Origin of the sequence: Spiribacter vilamensis (assembly GCF_004217415.1) — a bacterium.
GTDB classification, from domain to species: domain Bacteria; phylum Pseudomonadota; class Gammaproteobacteria; order Nitrococcales; family Nitrococcaceae; genus Spiribacter; species Spiribacter vilamensis.
This window is the reverse complement of the sequence record NZ_SHLI01000001.1, coordinates 1395753-1413204: the sequence shown is the minus strand read 5'-3', so window position 1 is coordinate 1413204 and position 17452 is coordinate 1395753. Positions and strand designations below refer to the sequence as shown.

The following is a 17452-nucleotide window of genomic DNA, read 5'->3' as shown; positions in this document are numbered from 1 at the left end:
CGCATGAACGATCGCCTGCGATTCGCGATGGCCCAGCTCAATCTCCTCGTCGGAGATGTGGCGGGGAACACCGATGCCGTGATCGAGGCCGCGACCGAGGCCCGCGACCGGCTGGGCGCGCGGCTGGTGTGTTTCCCGGAGCTCACGCTCACCGGGTATCCGCCGGACGACCTGCTGCTGCGCTCGGATTTCATCACCGCCGTGGAGGAGGGTCTCGAGCGAATCGCCACCGCCACCCGCGGCATCACGGTGATCGTCGGCGCCCCGCAGCTCGCGGACGGCCATCTCTACAACGCCGCCTGCGTCATCCGTGACGGCGCGGTGGTCGATCATTACGCCAAGCAGGAGCTGCCGACCTACGGCGTGTTCGACGACCTGCGCTATTTCACGCCGGGCACCTCGCCCTGCGTGGTGGACGTGGACGGCTGCCGGGTCGGCGTCACCATCTGCGAAGACGCCTGGCATCGCGGCCCGGTGAACCAGGCGGCGGATGCCGGCGCGGATGTGGTCGTCAACCTCAACGCCTCGCCGTTCGATCACTACAAGAGCGCCGCCCGGGAATCGGTGCTGCGCGACCGCGTCGCCGAGACCGGCCTGCCGATCCTCTACTGCAACATGGCCGGCGGTCAGGACGAGGTCGTCTACGACGGCGGCTCCTGCGCCTTCGACGGCGAGGGCGACCTGATGGCGCGCGCGCCGCATTTCGACACGGGGCTGTACCCGGTGGACATGGAGCGCATCCACGGCCGCTGGACCCCGCTGGAGGGGGCGATCGAGCCATCGCTCTCCGCCGAGGCGGTGGTCTACGAGGCGCTGGTCTGGGGCGTGCGTGACTACGTCGAGAAGAATGGCTTCCCGAGCGTCGTCATCGGCCTCTCCGGAGGGATCGACTCGGCACTGGTGACCTGTGTCGCCGCCGATGCCCTGGGCCCGGAGCGGGTGCACTGCCTGATGATGCCCACGCGCTACACCGCCGACATGAGCCGGACCGACGCCGCTGCCCTCGCCGAGGCGCTGGGCGTGCGCTACGACACGGTGCCCATCGAATCGGTGTTCGACGGTTTCCGCGAGACCCTCGAGCCGATCTTCGGTGACCGGCCGGCGGATGTCACCGAGGAGAACCTCCAGTCACGGATCCGCGGGACGCTGCTGATGGCCGTGTCCAACAAGCTCGGCGGCCTGGTGCTCGCACCGGGCAACAAGAGCGAGATGGCGGTGGGCTATTCCACGCTCTACGGCGACATGGTGGGCGGGTTCTCGCCGCTCAAGGATATCTTCAAGACCGAGGCCTACCGCCTGGCCGCCTATCGCAATGCCCAGGAACCGGTCATCCCGGAGCGGATTCTTACCCGCGCGCCGAGTGCCGAGCTCGCGCCGGATCAGAAAGATAGCGACAGCCTGCCGGATTACGCCGAGCTCGACAGCATTCTGGCGGGTTATGTCGAGGATGACGCCGGGATCGACGATCTCGTCGCGCAGGGCCACGACCGCGAGACGGTCCTGAAGGTCGTTAAACTGCTCCATCGCAATGAATACAAGCGCCGTCAGTCGGCGCCGGGCGTCAAAGTGACGACCAAGGCCTTCGGCCGTGACCGGCGCTATCCCATCACGTCCGGATTCGGTCGTCAGTCGCACTGACCGATCGCCTGATACACTCACGCCTCCACGAATTAGCGGAGAAGACTGGATGAAGAAAATCGAGGCCATCATCAAGCCGTTCAAGCTTGATGACGTGCGCGAGGCCATTGCCGAGGTCGGTATCACCGGCATGACGGTCACCGAGGTCAAGGGATTCGGCCGCCAGAAGGGCCACACCGAGCTCTACCGGGGCGCGGAATACGTGGTGGATTTCCTGCCCAAGATGCGCGTGGAGGTGGTGGTCCCCGACGACCAGGTCGAGCGGGTGGTGGAGTCCATCGTCGGCGCCGCGAACACCGGCAAGATCGGCGACGGCAAGGTGTTCGTCTCGCCCGTGGAGCAGGCGATCCGGATTCGCACCAGCGATAGCGGCGACCAGGCGCTCTAGCGCCCGACCGCCTAGAATCCGCCGGTCGGGGAGCCCATACCGCCGCTCCCCATGCCTCCACCGCTGGGGGCGCCTCCCGACTCGGGCGCCGGCGGGACTTCCGTCGTTTCCTCCTCATAGAGGGTAGGCGTCTCCGGTACGTCGCCATCGTCGGTCGCCGGTCGTTGATCGCGGACGGCGACCACACCCTCGGCCAGATCATCGAGTTCGAGCGCCCGGTAGGCGTCGATCAGCAGATCCATGGCCGGCTCGACGGCGGCGGTCCCGTCGAACGCCTCGATGACCGTAATGGCGCGCTGGGCAGCGGCGACCCAGGCGTCGCGGTCGGCGTAGAACCGCGCCACGCTCAGCTGATACCGCGCGCCGTCCTCGTAGAGGGCGTCAATGCGGGCCTGAGCGTCGTCGGCATAGTCGCTGTCGGGGTAATCCTCCACCAGCGTCGAATAGGCCTGGAATGCCTGCCGACGCGGGACCGGGTCGCGCAGCGTCGAGTCGACACCCACCCAGTCCTTGACCGCGCTGTTGTTCTTCTCCTCGAGTGCAAGGCCCTGCATGTACCAGGTATAGGGCACGGCCTTGTGACGGGGGTTGATGCGCCGGAAGCGCTCGGCGGCGGCGACGGTGGAGGCCACTTCGCCGACCTTGTAGTAGGCGTGGATGATGTTGAGCTGTGCTTGGGTGGCGTAGAGCCCGAAGGGGAATTGCGCCTGCAGGGTCTCCAGCTCGGAGATGGCGGTCTCCCAGTCGCTGCGGTCGGCTGCGTTCTCCGCCGCCTCGTATAGCGCCGCGGCCTCGGCACTGCCGAGCCGGCTATCGTTATCGCCGTTGCTGGCGCAGCCCCCAAGCAGGCCGCCAAGCAGTAGAATCGCGAAAAGGCGTTTCATCGCATCCTTATCCAAGCCATGTTTACCCTTCCAGTCTAGAGAAAACCACGAGTGTCGCCCAGTATGAATGAGCAGTCAGCCAGCCGGATCGAGCGTGAGGCGACGGTGCCCGAGGCCGCCGCGGGCCGCCGGCTCGACGCCGTGCTCGCCGAGCTTTTCCCGGAATTCTCCCGCTCGCGGCTGCAGCGCTGGCTGCGCGACGGCGAGCTGACCGTCAACGGCGACTCGCCCCGCGGGCGCACGGCAGTCAAGGGCGGCGAGCGGATCTCCCTCGCCGCCACCCAGTCCGAGGAGGGCGTCGTCACCGCCGAGCCCATCCCGCTCGACATCGTCCACGAGGACGAGTCGATCCTGGTGATCAACAAGCCCGCCGGCCTGGTGGTGCATCCCGGCGCGGGAAACGCCGACGGGACGTTGCAGAACGCGCTGCTCCATCACGACGCGGATCTGGGCGGACTGCCCCGCGGCGGGATCGTGCATCGCCTGGATCGCGACACCACCGGGCTGATGGTGGTGGCGAAGACCCTCGCCGCGCATACCCACCTGGTCGAGCAGCTCCAGGCCCGCAGCGTGGGCCGTGAGTACCTGGCCCTGGTCGGCGGGACGTTCACCGCCGGCGGCCGTGTCGATGCGCCCGTTGGCCGCCACCCGCGCGATCGGCTGCGCATGGCCGTGCGCGAGGCGAGGGACAACAACGGCGATCTGATCGGCACCAATGTCAAACCTGCCGTAACCCATTATCGGATTGAGGAGCGCTTCCCCGCGCACACGCTGCTGCGCTGCAAGCTCGAGACGGGGCGGACTCACCAGATCCGCGTCCACATGGCCCATATCCATCACCGCATCGTGGGGGATCCGCTGTATGGCGGGCGGCTGGGCCTGCCCGGCGGGATGGACGAAATGCCGGCACCCGACGGCGAGTGGCCGCCGCGTCGGCCGGACGGCCCGCCGCCCACGGTGGGTGACTGCCTGCGGCGCTTCCACCGCCAGGCCCTGCATGCCGAGACACTGGCGCTGGTCCATCCGGCGAGCGGCGAGACCCTGCGCTGGACCGTCTCACCCCCGGACGACTTCGCCGCGCTGCTGGCGGCACTGCGGGTCCACCGCGATCAGGTGGCGGCGGAGGCAGAGGGCGACGGGCGTTGGCGGCCGTGAGAGCAGGGGCCGGCCTTTCCATCCGGCGGCCGGACTGGTCGGCACCGGTAACCGCCGGCTTTACGACCCGCCACGGCGGCGTCAGCCGACCGCCCTGGGACAGCCTTAACCTCGCGACGCACGTCGGTGACGACCCGCAGGTGGTTGCCGAAAATCGTCGTCGCCTGGTCGAGCGGGCCGGGCTGCCTGAAGAACCCCGCTGGCTCCGACAGATCCACGGCAACCGCGTGGTCCACGCCCGTGATGTGGAGCGTGATGTCACCGAGGCCGATGCCGTGTGGACCGATCAGCCCGGACAGGTCTGCGCGGTCCTGGTGGCCGACTGCGTCCCCATCCTGTTAGCGGCCGCGGACGGCTCGTGTGTGGCCGCCGTGCATGCCGGTTGGCGGGGGCTGGCCGCCGGCGTGATCCCGGCGGCGATTGCCGCGCTACCCGTCGAGCCGGACCGGCTCTGCGCCAGTGTCGGGCCCTGCATCGGTGAAGACGCCTACGAAGTGGGTGGCGAGGTCATTGAGCAGTTGAGGGCGGGGGGCGTGGTGCCCGAGTACCGCGCGGCGGTGGAGGCGAGCAGCGCCGAGGCGAGCGGCGCGGACGCCGGGGAGGCGTTGGGTTCGAAGCCGGACCGCTATCACCTCGATCTGACCGCCACAACGCTCGCGATCCTGAAGGACTGCGGCGTGGGCGCCGCCACGGCGACGGGGCTTTGCACGTATGCGGATACGGAGAACAGCTATTCCTATCGGCGTGATGGCGCGACGGGGCGGTTGGCGGGGTTTGTGGTTAAGAACGGATGAGATTCATTAGTCCTTGCAAATCTCAGGCACATACCCCATATCAATAATCAAGAGTAAATACCGGTTATTGAAGGAGTCTGCACCATGCGTACGGACAAACTGACGACGAAATTCCAGATGGCCCTCGCGGATGCGCAATCCCTCGCGGTGGGCCGTGACAATCAGATGATCGAGCCCGAGCACCTCACACTCGCCATGCTCGACCAGGAGGGCGGCGGTGTCCGCCATCTGCTCCAGCAGGCCGGCGTCAACGTCAACCTGCTGCGCTCGCAGCTCGGCAATGCCGTGGACCGGCTGCCGACGGTCACCGGTGACGGCGGCGAGGTGCATGTCAGCAACGACCTGAACCGCCTGCTCAACCTGACTGACAAGCGCGCGCAAAAGCGCGGCGACAGCTACGTCTCCAGCGAGCTGTTCCTGCTCGCGGCGCTCGAGGATGGCAAGACCCGGCTGGGCGAGGCGCTCAAGCAGGCCGGTGGCAACAAGGCCGCCCTCGAACAGGCGATCGACACCACCCGTGGCGGCGAGAACGTCGACGACCCCAATGCCGAGGACCAGCGCCAGGCGCTCGAGAAGTACACCATCGATGTGACCGAGCGCGCCGAGCAGGGCAAGCTCGATCCGGTGATCGGCCGCGACGAGGAGATCCGCCGGACCATCCAGGTCCTGCAGCGCCGCACCAAGAACAACCCGGTGCTGATCGGCGAGCCGGGTGTAGGCAAGACCGCCATCGTCGAGGGACTGGCGCTGCGCATCGTCAATCACGAGGTGCCCGAGGCGCTGAAGGAAAAGCGGGTGCTCTCGCTGGACATGGCCGCCATGGTCGCCGGGGCCAAGTACCGCGGCGAGTTCGAGGAACGCATGAAGGGCGTGCTCAAGGACCTCGCCAAGCAGGAAGGCGAGATCATCCTCTTTATCGACGAGATCCACACCATCGTCGGTGCCGGCAAGGCCGAGGGCTCAATGGATGCGGGCAATATGCTCAAACCCGCGCTGGCCCGCGGCGAGCTGCACTGCATCGGTGCCACCACGCTGGATGAGTACCGGACCAACATCGAAAAGGATGCCGCCCTGGAGCGCCGCTTCCAGAAGGTGCTGGTGGACGAGCCGAGTGTCGAGGACACGGTGGCGATCCTGCGCGGACTGAAGGAGCGCTACGAGGTGCATCACGGCGTCGAGATCACCGACCCGGCGATCGTCTCGGCGGCGACGCTCTCGCAGCGCTATATCACCGACCGCAAGCTGCCGGACAAGGCCATCGATCTGATCGACGAGGCCGCCAGTCGCATCCGTATCGAGATCGACTCCAAGCCCGAGTCCATGGATCGGCTCGAGCGTCGGCTCATCCAGCTCAAGATCGAGCGCGAGGCGCTGAACAAGGAGGCGGACGAGGCCTCGAAGAAGCGCCTTGCCACGCTTGAGCAGGAGATCAGCGACATCGAGCACGAGTACCAGGAGCTCGAGTCGGTCTGGAACAGCGAGAAGGCCGCCGTCGAGGGCACCACCGGGCTCAAGGAGGCCCTGGAGCAGGCCCGCCAGGAGCTCGAGACGGCGCGCCGCGCCAGTGACCTGACCCGCATGTCCGAGCTGCAGTACGGCCGGATCCCCGAGCTCGAAAAGCAGCTCGAGACGGCCTCGCAGGCCGAAGGGCATCAGGAGATGCAGCTGCTGCGCAATTCGGTGACCGACGAGGAGGTGGCCGAGGTGGTCTCGAAGTGGACCGGGATCCCGGTCACGAAGATGCTCGAGGGCGAGCGTGACAAGCTGCTGCGCATGGAAGAGGGCCTCGGCGATCGTGTGATTGGCCAGTCCGAGGCGGTCAAGGCGGTATCCGATGCCATCCGTCGCTCGCGGGCCGGGCTGTCCGACCCCAACCGTCCCAACGGCTCGTTCCTGTTCCTCGGCCCGACGGGTGTGGGCAAGACCGAGCTCTGCAAGGCGCTGGCGAGCTTCCTCTTCGATACCGAGGACGCGATGGTGCGCATCGATATGTCGGAGTTCATGGAAAAGCATTCCGTGGCGCGGCTGATCGGGGCGCCCCCGGGCTACGTCGGCTATGAAGAGGGCGGCTATCTGACCGAGGCCGTGCGCCGTAAGCCGTATTCGGTGCTGCTGCTCGACGAGGTCGAGAAGGCCCATGCGGATGTGTTCAACATCCTGCTGCAGGTGCTCGATGATGGGCGGTTGACCGACAGTCATGGCCGGACGGTGGATTTCCGTAACACCGTGATCGTGATGACCTCGAACCTCGGCTCGCATCTCATCCAGTCGCATGCCGGTGAGGCGCAGTACGAGGAGATGAAGCGCGAGGTGATGGGCGTGGTCGGCCAGCACTTCCGGCCCGAGTTCATCAACCGTGTCGATGACGTGGTGGTGTTCCATCCGCTGGAGCGCGAGCAGATTCGCCGGATCACCGAGGTGCAGGCACGGTATCTGTCCGAGCGGCTGCAGGATCGGGATATGACCCTGGAGCTGACGGATGCGGCGCTGGATGTGATCGGCGAGGCCGGGTTCGACCCGATGTATGGTGCCCGGCCGCTGAAGCGGGTGCTCCAGCAGCGGGTCGAGAACCTGCTCGCCCAGCGCATCCTTGCCGGTGATTTCCAGCCCGGCGATCGGATCCGGGTGGATGCGGCTTCGGCGGGTGATGACGTTGCGGCTGGCGGCGCCGATGGCGAGAGCCGTGGCGGGCTGACGCTCGAGCGCGTCACGGAGCCAGTGGCGGCTTAAACCTGGCGAATACGGAGTGCGGGTCAGGTTTTGTCATGTATTCCTGACTCCTTGCACATCCCCTATACACACTGATCGGTACGTATTGGGGGTGTGCAAGCGCTTGGGGAGAGATATCAACTCCCTGGATCGACGGCCAACGGAATTAGCGGAGTGCAGCTGCGGGTTTTCAGAGCCACCCGACCTAGCCGTTCACCCAGCGAATGACTGTATCCAGGGCCCGGGTCGGCAGGATTCGCCGCAGTGCCTTGAATACGTGGGTGGGGACGGTGACGTGGTAGCGGGGCTTCGGCCTCGTGGATTCGACGGCCTTGCGCAGCTTGCGGGCGACGGCGTCGGCGCCGAGCGTGAACGGCGGGTCGCCCTCGCTCTCGAGGCGATCGATCACGCCCTGGTAGGTAACCTCGTGGGGACTGGTCGCGGGATCGATCCATCGGTCGAATTTTTTGCGGCCAGTGGTGCGGAATTCGCTGGTAACCGGGCCGGTCTGGATGAGGATCGCCTCGACGCCACTGCCGCGCAGTTCCTGGCGCAGGGTGTCGGTCAGGCCCTCCAGGGCGTATTTGGAGGCGTTATAGGCGCCGCGCCAGGGCAGGCCGATAAAGCCGAGAACCGAGCTGTGCTGGACGATACGGCCGTGACCCCGGGCGCGCATTGCGGGTAGCACGGCACGAATGACCGCCTGGGCGCCGAAGACATTGGTCTCGAACTGCTCGCGAAGGGCCTCCCGCGGCAGGTCCTCGACGGCCCCGGGCTGGCCGAAACCGGCATTGTTGAAAACCGCATCGATTCGGCCGCTGGTGCGACCGAGCAGGGTATCGACAGCGCGTTGAATGCTGGTGTCGTTATCTACGTCCAGGGGCAGTGCGTCGTGGAGACCGGCGTTTTTAAGCGCCTCGACGTCCTCCGGCTGACGGGCGGTGGCGAATACCCGCCAGCCGTGTTGTTGCATGGCGAATGCGCAGTGCCTGCCGATACCGGTGGAGCAGCCGGTGATCAGGATGACCGGGGGATTGGTGAGGTTGGAATCGGTGGCCAAGTCGTTGGTGGTCGGAGAGTTGGCGCCCTCGCGCTGACCGTCGCGCTCTGGTTTTGTCATCGTTTTCCAATCCCTCGCACACTCGCAACCCACATCGTTTTTACACATTCGCTATACACACTGATCGATACGTATTGGGCGTGTGCAAGCGCTCGGAGAGAGGTATCAAATCCTTACTTGTCGTCAGGCCCTCTCTATACCCTCCAACCGCAGATCATTCCCCGTAATCATCTCGCCGCCGCCAGCCGTCACCCGCACGGTGTTGCTCAGGCCGATCCCCCATTCCCCGGGGATGCGGAGCATCAGGGGCAGGTGGAAGACCATGTTCTCCTCGAACTCGCGCTCCACGCCCCGGGCGATGAAGCCGGATCCCTCCACCCACGAGGGCGGGAACTGCAATCCGACGGTATAGCCATAGACCCCTGAAAAGAACGCTCGATCGGCCATGGGTGCGAGGGCGGCATCGGCGGCGGCCGCGGCCTGATCCATGGTGACGCCGGGGCGCATGTGCTCCAGCAGGGCCGCGTGGATGGCGCGGATCGTCTCCACCGTCCGCTGCATCTCATCGGTCACCGGCCCCGCCACCCGAGTGCGCATCATCGGCGCCGTGTAGCGCTGATACGCCGAGCCGAACTCGAGGAATACCGGATCACCCGACGCCACCGTATATCGCTGATGGTTGCAGTGGATCACGCTGGAGCGCCAGCCCGCCGTGACGATCGGCTGCAGGCTCATGAACTCGCTCCCCTCGGCGATCAGGGCCGCTGCACCGGCCGCGGCCAGCTGCTGGTCGGTGACGCCGGGGGCGATCAGCGCCTCGGCCGCGGCGATACCGGCCTCGGTGATCCGCGCGCTCTCGCGCAACACCGCGATCTCGGCATCGCTTTTCACGATCCGGACCGCATCCACCAGCCCCGAGGCGTCGACGAGGGATTGATCGGGCAGCGCCGTCGCCAGTCCGTCGCGAAACCCGCAGCGCAGCGCCGGTCCCCAGTTGTCCGTCCCGATACGGCCCGTCAGCCCCAGATCGGCGATGATCCCGGCCATCTGTCCCACGGCGCCGTCCGCGCCCTCCCAGCGATAGCCGAAGACCGCATCCACCCGGGCCGTGGTCACCGCCGGGCCGGTCTCGATCGACGGGACCTGCAGGACCGCCTGGCCCGGTGGGTTGCCCCCGACCGTCAGCAACAGCGCGGTATGCACGGACACCTCGAAGGTGTTGTAGCCGGTGAGGTAGCCGATATCCGCCGCGTCGGTGACCAGTAACCCGTCCAGGCCGGCCACCGTCATGCGCTGCACAACGGCCTGGCGGCGCCGATCGTATTCGGCGTCATCAAACGGCCGAGTTAGCGAACCGACGCGTTCGGCAAGTACCTCGCGATAGCGATTGAAATCCATGGGTCGTCTCGCCTTATTTGTCGCCGTAGAACATTGCTTCGATGGTTGACCGATTCCGGTTATCGAAACCAGTCGGCACCTGAAATTTACCTTTGCCGAGCCCTAAACGTCGCGGCTCGCAATCGCAGCCGCGCCCGACGAGTCGGTCATCCTTTCCCGACTCCTCACACACTCGTCACCCACATCGTTTTTACGCATCCCCTATACACACTGATCAATACGTATTGGGGGTGTGCGAGCAGTCGGGAAGAGGTATCACATCCCTTGAATTGCCTGCCGGATCCCCCAATTTGTCCGCCCATGCGCTCCAGGGTCCGGGCGTTTGCCTCGCCGGCCCGTCTCAACGCCGTCCCGATGTGCGACGTCTCCGCGACGGTCGTCCAGAAAACAATCGCTGCCTCGGCCGCCGCTTGCCAGTCGGCGAACTCGCCGGGTTGTGGCATCGGTGGATCGAAGTCCGGCTCACGGATCTCGCCGCTCGTCAGTGGCGCATAGGCCATCGGCAGCATGTCGTAGGCCGGCGTTGGCTCAAAGCGGGGCTGGCCTTGCCGTTGCTCGTCAGCCGCGACGGCCCGAAAGGCCAAGTTCCCCGGGTGCATATCGGAATTGGCGATCATCTGTCCGAACCACCACTGCCGGCTCACCGCCGCGCATCCCGCCGCATCCAGCCAGCCATGGCGATGCAATGCCGCAATCTCCACACGCCAGTCGTGACTGAACAGGCCCACCAGCGCCGGATCGATCGCTGCGAGGGTCGAGACCGGACGGCGTCCGAAGGCGCCCTGCCGATCGAATCGCTCGATCTCGAAGAAACGCCGCGAGTCGGTATCAATGACCCTCGTTTGCGACGCACTGACTCCCGCTATCCCGGCCAGCGCTCGTGATGCCAGATGCTCGCAGTAGAGCAGATCCCGCCAGCGCTGCACCACGGCCGACCCATCGTCGGGCGCGGAGAACTTGACGATAACCGGCGTTGGCGCACCGGTCTCGGGATCCGTGCACCAGGTCGTGAACTTGGGGAATTCGCCACCGACACCGGATGCGGGCAGGGTTTCGGCCATGGCCTGCCTGGCGAGCGCCGGGTAATCCGCCTGCCGGTCCCACACGGCTACAGGCGGCTCACCCCCGACGCGCTCCCGGTACCAGCGCTCGATGGATGCCTGTCCCACCACCAGGTCGCCGGGCAGATCGGCGCCGTGCCGGCCGATGACCCGCAGGATATCGTCATCACTCCACAAGGTCGGATTGGCGGGAATCGGCAACGTATCCGAAAGTGCCCGGGCATAACGACGCCCGATGTAGCCCTGCGGCCGCATATCGAGGATCGGATAGGGCAGGCTTTCCCACCAGCCATCGCGCTGCGCCTCATCCACCGGCCAGCCCAGGGCCTGCAGGTCGAAATGACAGCCCTCGGGTGCGATCGGTGTGAGCGTCCCGGCGTCATGGGCCCGGCCCTCGGCATCGATGCGCATGACCGGGAGCGACGTCTCCTCGATGCCAGCGACCGACCGTCGCAGGGCGTAGCGGCGGCGCGATGCCTGTCCGCTCTGTAGCCAGCCATCGGGATGGGCCTTGAGGTGGCGGTGCAGGGTGGCGAGGCTGACGCCCAGATCGCGGGCTAGGCGAGGGCCACTCACCGGTCCCTGCGCCTGCAAGATCTGCGCGACTCGAGACCACTGAATGCGTGATGGACGCGTCATTCAAACCGCCGTTATGCAATAGTTAATGCAATGATCTTATCGCCTAAGAACAGAGAGTTGCCACTATTGAGCGCATGAACTGCAATGGTTTGCGACGCTGCCTATGCCAACAACACCGCCACCAGCCCGGTAATAAACACCCCGTCGAACGTCCCCGCGCCGCCGATCGACGCCAGCGGCGAGCCCAGGCCGCGGACATCGCGCAGGCGCAGGGCATCGGCTCCCAGCAGCACACCCAGCGTCCCGCCGATGTAGGCCAGGGGAGCGCTGTTCTCCGGGGCCAGCGTTACCGCCGTGATTGCCGCGCTTATCGGCGCGATGAAGATCGGCATCCCGATCCCGACTCCGCTGATGGGCCGGCTGAATCCGTAACAGACCCCGGTCTGGATGGCGATGGCGGCGAGGACCGTCAGCGGCGCCAGCGGGTTGTGGTTGAGCAGATACACCGAGAACGCCACCGGGATGATGCCGCCGCCGACGTTCACCGCGATCAGGACCTTCTTTGGGTCGAGCTTACGAGCCATGGCCGCCATCCAGCGCATGCGCTCCGCCCAGCGCGGGTCGGGCTCGCGAGTGGCGTCGACGGTGAACAGCGGCAGATTGATGCCGCTGCCGACCAGCGATGTGATCAGCAGCAGCATCGCCGAGCCCTGCGACAGCCCCAGCTTGTCGAAGGCGATCGTCACCACGCCGATCTGGACGAACACGAACAGCAGGGTGGCGAGGAAGATGGCGGCGAGTATCTGAAGGGGCACGGACAGACTCCTTAGGGCCCAAAACCGGCTATCATGTGCGCATTGGACAGATGACAGGAGGCAGTAGCATGCCGATTTACGAATACGTTTGCGATGATTGCGGCCACGAGCTCGAAGCGCTGCAGGGCATGAGCGATGCCATGCTCACCGATTGCCCCGACTGTGGTCACGCCGCCCTGCGGCGCAAGATCTCCGCCGCGGCGTTCCGTCTCAAGGGCAGCGGCTGGTACGAGACGGACTTCAAGAAGGAAAACCGCCGCAACATCGCGGGCGACCAGTCGTCCGGCAGTAACGACGCCAGCAAGGACAACAGCAAGGGCACGGGCAAGGCAGCCGGCAACGCGAACGCCTCCGGGAAGGGCGAAGGCGGCGGTAAGGCGTCGGGGCAGGCCTCGGGCAAGCAGGCCAGCAACACCAAAGACAGCTGATTCACACCGGCCTCGCCGTCTCCGCGCGGCTTGCCTGCCCCCGCCCCACCACTTAACATTTCAACGCTTTGGCTTATCGACTAACAGGCGGTCCATCCCCTATGCGCACCCATTACTGCGGCGACGTCACCGAGGCCCTGCTCGATCAGGATGTGGAAATCTGCGGCTGGGTGCACCGGCGGCGGGATCACGGCGGGGTCATCTTCATCGACCTGCGCGATCGCGAGGGCCGGCTGCAGGTGGTGTTCGACCCGGATCGGGAAGAGGCGTTTGCCAGCGCCGACCGGGCCCGGCCCGAGTGGGTGCTGCGCATCACAGGCCGCGTCCGTCGCCGCCCGGCGGGCACCGCCAACAACAACCTCGGCTCGGGACAGGTCGAGGTGCTCGCCCACGAGATCGAGGTGCTCAACGAGGCGAAGACGCCGCCCTTCCAGCTCGATGACACCGACGTCGGCGAGGACGTACGCCTGCGCCATCGCTACATGGACCTGCGCCGCCCGGCGATGCAGCAGCACCTGGTGACCCGCGCCCGGGTGACGAGCTTCATGCACCGCTTCCTCGATGGCTACGGCTTTCTCGATATCGAGACGCCCATGCTCACCCGCGCCACGCCGGAAGGGGCCCGTGACTTCCTGGTGCCCAGTCGCCTGCATGCGGGCAGCTTCTATGCGCTGCCGCAGTCGCCGCAGCTCTTCAAGCAGCTGCTGATGATGTCGGGGCTCGATCGCTACTACCAGATCGTGCGCTGCTTCCGCGACGAGGACCTGCGCGCCGACCGTCAGCCCGAGTTCACCCAGCTCGATGTCGAGACCTCGTTCATGGACGAGGGCGAGATCACGGAGCTGATGGAGCAGATGGTCCGCGAGCTGATGCATGACGTCGCCGGCGTTAACCTGCCGGACAGCTTCCCGCGGATGACCTATGACGAGGCCATCGAGCGCTTCGGCATCGACCGGCCGGATCTGCGTATCCCCATGGAGCTGGTGACGGTCAGTGATCTGCTGACCGACGTCGATTTCAAGGTGTTCGCCGGTCCGGCGCGGGATCCGCGCGGCCGGGTGGCGGCGCTGCGCGTGCCGGGCGGGGCGTCGCTCACCCGCAAGCAGATCGACGAGTACACCGACTTTGTGGGGCGCTACGGCGCGAAGGGCCTCGCCTATATCAAGGTCAACGACCCGACCGCCGGCGTCGAGGGCCTGCAGAGCCCGATCCTCAAGTTCCTCCCGGAGTCCGTCGTGACGGACATCCTCGCCCGGACCGGTGCCGCGGCGGGGGATCTGATCTTCTTCGGCGCCGACCGGGCGAAAGTGGTCAACGAGTCGCTGGCGGCCCTGCGCGTGCGCCTAGGCCATGACCTGGAGCTGATCGAGGGCGAGTGGCGGCCGCTGTGGGTGGTCGACTTCCCGATGTTCGAGTACGACGAGGACGACGGCCGCTACTACGCGCTGCATCACCCCTTCACCGCGCCCAAGACCGACTCGGTGGAGGCGCTCAAGGCGGCGGATCCGGAGTCACTGGTCTCGCGGGCCTACGACCTGGTGCTGAACGGCACCGAGCTGGGCGGCGGGTCGATTCGTATCCACCGGCCCGAGATGCAGTGGGCGGTGTTCGAGCGCCTGGGGATCGATGCCGAGGCGGCGCAGGAGAAGTTCGGCTTCCTGCTCGAGGCGCTGGAATACGGCGCACCGCCGCATGGCGGGATCGCCTTTGGCCTCGACCGGCTGGTGATGCTGATCGCCGGCGCCGGCTCGATCCGCGACGTCATGGCCTTCCCCAAGACCCAGACCGGGACCTGCCTGCTCACTGATGCCCCGGCGGGGGTCGATAACCAGGCGCTGGACGATCTGCACATCCGGGTTCGCCGGCCGCAGAAGGGCTAGCGCGAGCGCGTCAGCCGGGTGCCGGGTTCGATGTCGAGCCGCTCGGCCTCGCCGGCGGCGAGCTCCAGGGCGGCGGCAATCGGTTCGCTGATGCCATAGCCGCTGCCGCCGGGGCTCATCCGCTCGACGGCCAACACCTCACCGTTCGCATCGACATAGGCGATATCCAGCGCCAGCCGGACATTACGCATATGCCAGCCGGTGCGCCGTGGCGAGGGGAACTCGAACCAGATCGGGTGTTCGCGGATTACCGCCGGGGGCAGGTTCTGCATGCCTTGCCCACGCTCGCGGGCGTCGTCGGCGATGCGGACCGGCAGTCGCGTCGGTTCGGTGTCTTCGCCACGGCCGGGCTCCCGCTCGATCAGGACTGTGCCCTCGGCCATGGATTGCCAGGCGGCAGGGCGGTCGCTCGCGGCGGAATCGGCCTCACCGCCAAACAGCCAGGCGTCGCCCAGCAGGATGAAGCCGGCAAGCGCCAGGCCGGCGAGGAGTCGGGTGATCCAGCGTTTCATGGCCAGAACCCTACCGCAGCCGAAACGGGTTGTCTCGGTCGGGGTTTCGCTTGTGCACTGCACATCGGGCATACTTTGATGACTTCCAGGGACGGAAATACCACTGATTGGGGACGCCGAGGATGGGCATGATGGAATCAATCGGCATGGCGGGATTGCTGGCGCTGGGGCTGTCGATCCTCGGGGTGATGGTGCTGCGCGCGCCCGCCATCGCGCTCGGCCTCGTCGATCAACCCGGGGGGCGCAAGGTCCATGCCCGGCCGGTCCCGCTGATTGGCGGCGTCGCGGTCCTGCTCGCCTTCGGCCTTGCCACGCTGCTGCTACCCATTCCCCTGCGCCCCTATGGCGCCCTCTACGCCGGGCTCGCGGTGATCGCGGTAAGCGGTCTGGTCGACGATGCGATCGGGCTGCCGGCGAGCCTGCGGCTGCTCGCGCAGCTGGTGATGGCGACGCTGGTGGTGGTGGCCGGCGGCCCGGTCCTGACGGATCTCGGCAGCTTCCCCGGGCTGGGGATGATCGGGCTGGGGTTCCTGGCCATGCCGGTGACGGTCATCGCGATCGTCGGCTTCGTGAACAGCCTCAACATGATGGACGGCGCCGATGGCCTCGCCGGCGGGGCGGCGGTGGTGATCCTGTCGGGGCTGAGCGTTGCCGCCGCGCTGGCCGGCGATACGCGGGTGCCGGCGCTGGCGCTGACCCTGGCGGCGGCGGTGCTTGGGTTCCTGGTGTTCAACCTGCGTACGCCCTGGCGGCGCCGGGCCACGGTGTTCCTGGGCGATGGCGGCAGCCTGGCGCTGGGGTTCGCGGTGATCTGGCTCGCCATCGAGACGGCGATGCTGCCCGGGCGGGTGATCTCGCCGCTGGGTATCGCCTGGCTGCTGGCGGTGCCGGTGGTGGAGACGCTCAACCTTATCATCCGTCGCCTGCTGCGCGGTCAGAGCCCGTTCCATCCGGACCGCGAGCATCTCCACCATATTCTGAGCCGGGCCGGGTTCACCATCGGGCAGACGACATCGATCATCATCGCGCTGATCACCGCGCTGGGGGCGACGGGGCTCACCGCCTCCGCGGTGGGTGTGGCGGATGGCTGGCTGTGGCTGGGCCTGTTCGGTTTCGGTGGGGTGCATTTCATTTTCACCGAGCGGGGCTGGCGCAGCGTGCTGGCGCTGCAGCGGTTGCGGAACTGGCGGATCGCGGATCCTGACCGGGCCCGGGTGACCGGCATTCCGCTATCGCCGCTGCGGCAATCGATGGCCGTGATCGGGTTCTACCTGCTGGTGGCGACCCTGCCGTTCGGCCTGAATACCGCCATGCTGGGACTGGCGATGGTGATTGGGGCGGTGGTCGTGCCGGGTACACGGTTTATCCATACCCTGATCCGCGAGCCGCTGGCCTGGGCAGTGATGGCGGCGGCGGCCTGGATCGCGATCCGGATGGTCGGGGAGGGCGCGGCGCCGCTGGCGCTCTGGCACTGCCTGGCCCTGAGTGGGCTGGCGGCGCTGCCGCTCGGTTGGTGGCTGGCGAGCAGTCCGCGGCATGTGCCGGGCGGGGCGCTGGTGCTGACGGTCTCGCTGGTGGTCACTGCGGCGATTGCGAGTGTGTCGCCGGACGGCACGGCCGGTGTCGAAGATGTCGTCCTGGCCGGGCCGGATCGGTTGCTCCTGCTGGCGATGCCGCTACCGCTGTGTGTCGCGCTGCTGGCCCGTCAGCTCCAGCGTGCCGGGCGGGGCTGGCTGCGCGCGGGGCCGCTGGCGGCACTGGCGCTGATTGCGGCGGCGGGGCTGGTGGCTGCGCTACTGGGGGCCTCGACGCCGTTGATCCCGGATGGGTTGCGATCCGATGCCATGGCGATGTTGCAGCGCACGGGGTGGCCGGGGCTGATCCTGCTGGCGCTGGTGTTTGTGCTGTTGCTGCGGCCGCTGGTGCCGCTCTACCGATCCGGGGTTTGGCCGCGCTATGCGGTGCTGGCGCTGGGGCTGCTGGCGGTGCTGGTGCTGGCGGCCGTTACGGTGTCGCAGCCGCTGGAGGGCGTCGAGGGCGGCCTGGTGCTCACGCTGGGGCTGGCGGTGTTGTGTATGGGGGCGATTCAGTATCGACGGATTCGGTGAGGAGGGGCGTAAAGGCGGCTAACTCAGACCGCCTCCGCGTTCC

At 66.9% G+C, this 17452-nt stretch carries 14 protein-coding genes; 8 read left to right on the top strand and 6 right to left on the bottom strand.

The features are described 5' to 3' along the window. Window positions 1–3: 3 nt before the first annotated feature. Window positions 4–1638: an NAD+ synthase gene (locus EV698_RS07070; RefSeq protein ID WP_130503390.1), complete on the top strand. Its 1635-nt coding sequence runs from the start codon at window positions 4–6 to the stop codon at window positions 1636–1638. A 49-nt stretch (window positions 1639–1687) separates the two neighbouring features. After that, window positions 1688–2026, top strand: coding sequence for a P-II family nitrogen regulator (locus EV698_RS07065; RefSeq protein ID WP_130503389.1), 339 nt, complete (start codon window positions 1688–1690; stop codon window positions 2024–2026). A gap of 11 nt (window positions 2027–2037) precedes the next feature. Here the strand turns inward: EV698_RS07065 and EV698_RS07060 are convergent, their stop codons facing one another. After that, the gene (locus tag EV698_RS07060; protein WP_130503388.1) at window positions 2038–2910 is read right to left on the bottom strand and encodes an outer membrane protein assembly factor BamD; all 873 of its coding nucleotides are present in this window, start codon (window positions 2908–2910) and stop codon (window positions 2038–2040) included. 63 nt (window positions 2911–2973) lie between these two features. Here EV698_RS07060 and EV698_RS07055 point away from each other — a divergent pair, with 63 nt between their 5' ends. The 3 genes from EV698_RS07055 to clpB all read left to right on the top strand — a co-directional run bounded on the left by EV698_RS07055 (window position 2974) and on the right by clpB (window position 7589). Then, the gene (locus tag EV698_RS07055; RefSeq protein WP_130503387.1) at window positions 2974–4065 is read left to right on the top strand and encodes an RluA family pseudouridine synthase; all 1092 of its coding nucleotides are present in this window, start codon (window positions 2974–2976) and stop codon (window positions 4063–4065) included. Then, a complete protein-coding gene (gene pgeF, locus EV698_RS07050; RefSeq protein ID WP_130504050.1) occupies window positions 4062–4859 on the top strand; it encodes a peptidoglycan editing factor PgeF in 798 nt (265 codons plus the stop codon). The genes EV698_RS07055 and pgeF overlap by 4 nt, the downstream gene beginning before the upstream one ends. 84 nt (window positions 4860–4943) lie before the next feature. After that, a complete protein-coding gene (clpB, locus tag EV698_RS07045) occupies window positions 4944–7589 on the top strand; it encodes an ATP-dependent chaperone ClpB (RefSeq protein ID WP_130503386.1) in 2646 nt (881 codons plus the stop codon). A 184-nt stretch (window positions 7590–7773) separates the two neighbouring features. Here clpB and EV698_RS07040 read toward each other — a convergent pair whose 3' ends face one another. The 4 genes from EV698_RS07040 to EV698_RS07025 all read right to left on the bottom strand — a co-directional run bounded on the left by EV698_RS07040 (window position 7774) and on the right by EV698_RS07025 (window position 12481). Further along, window positions 7774–8688, bottom strand: coding sequence for an SDR family NAD(P)-dependent oxidoreductase (locus EV698_RS07040; protein WP_130503385.1), 915 nt, complete (start codon window positions 8686–8688; stop codon window positions 7774–7776). Window positions 8689–8811: 123 nt separating this feature from the next. Next, window positions 8812–10026 (bottom strand): M24 family metallopeptidase, encoded by a 1215-nt coding sequence (locus EV698_RS07035; protein WP_130503384.1) that lies wholly within the window; start codon window positions 10024–10026, stop codon window positions 8812–8814. 164 nt (window positions 10027–10190) lie between these two features. After that, complete coding sequence (gene yjjJ, locus EV698_RS07030) at window positions 10191–11726, bottom strand: type II toxin-antitoxin system HipA family toxin YjjJ (RefSeq protein WP_130503383.1); 1536 nt, start codon at window positions 11724–11726, stop codon at window positions 10191–10193. A 101-nt stretch (window positions 11727–11827) separates the two neighbouring features. Next, a complete protein-coding gene (locus EV698_RS07025) occupies window positions 11828–12481 on the bottom strand; it encodes a DUF1614 domain-containing protein (RefSeq protein ID WP_130503382.1) in 654 nt (217 codons plus the stop codon). A gap of 68 nt (window positions 12482–12549) precedes the next feature. Between EV698_RS07025 and EV698_RS07020 the strand changes: the two genes are divergently transcribed. Beyond that, window positions 12550–12909 carry an FmdB family zinc ribbon protein gene (locus EV698_RS07020; RefSeq protein WP_130503381.1) on the top strand — a complete coding sequence of 120 codons (360 nt, stop codon included), beginning with the start codon at window positions 12550–12552 and terminating at the stop codon, window positions 12907–12909. 101 nt (window positions 12910–13010) lie between these two features. Beyond that, entirely contained in the window at window positions 13011–14789 is a 1779-nt protein-coding gene (gene aspS, locus EV698_RS07015) for an aspartate--tRNA ligase (RefSeq protein WP_130503380.1), read from the top strand. Here the strand turns inward: aspS and EV698_RS07010 are convergent. Next, entirely contained in the window at window positions 14786–15301 is a 516-nt protein-coding gene (locus EV698_RS07010; RefSeq protein WP_165385748.1) for a DUF192 domain-containing protein, read from the bottom strand. The two genes, aspS and EV698_RS07010, sit on opposite strands and share 4 nt — an antisense overlap. 128 nt (window positions 15302–15429) lie before the next feature. On the opposite strand from EV698_RS07010, the gene EV698_RS07005 reads away from it, so the two are divergent. Next, window positions 15430–17409 carry a glycosyltransferase family 4 protein gene (locus tag EV698_RS07005; RefSeq protein ID WP_165385747.1) on the top strand — a complete coding sequence of 660 codons (1980 nt, stop codon included), beginning with the start codon at window positions 15430–15432 and terminating at the stop codon, window positions 17407–17409. Window positions 17410–17452: the final 43 nt, after the last annotated feature.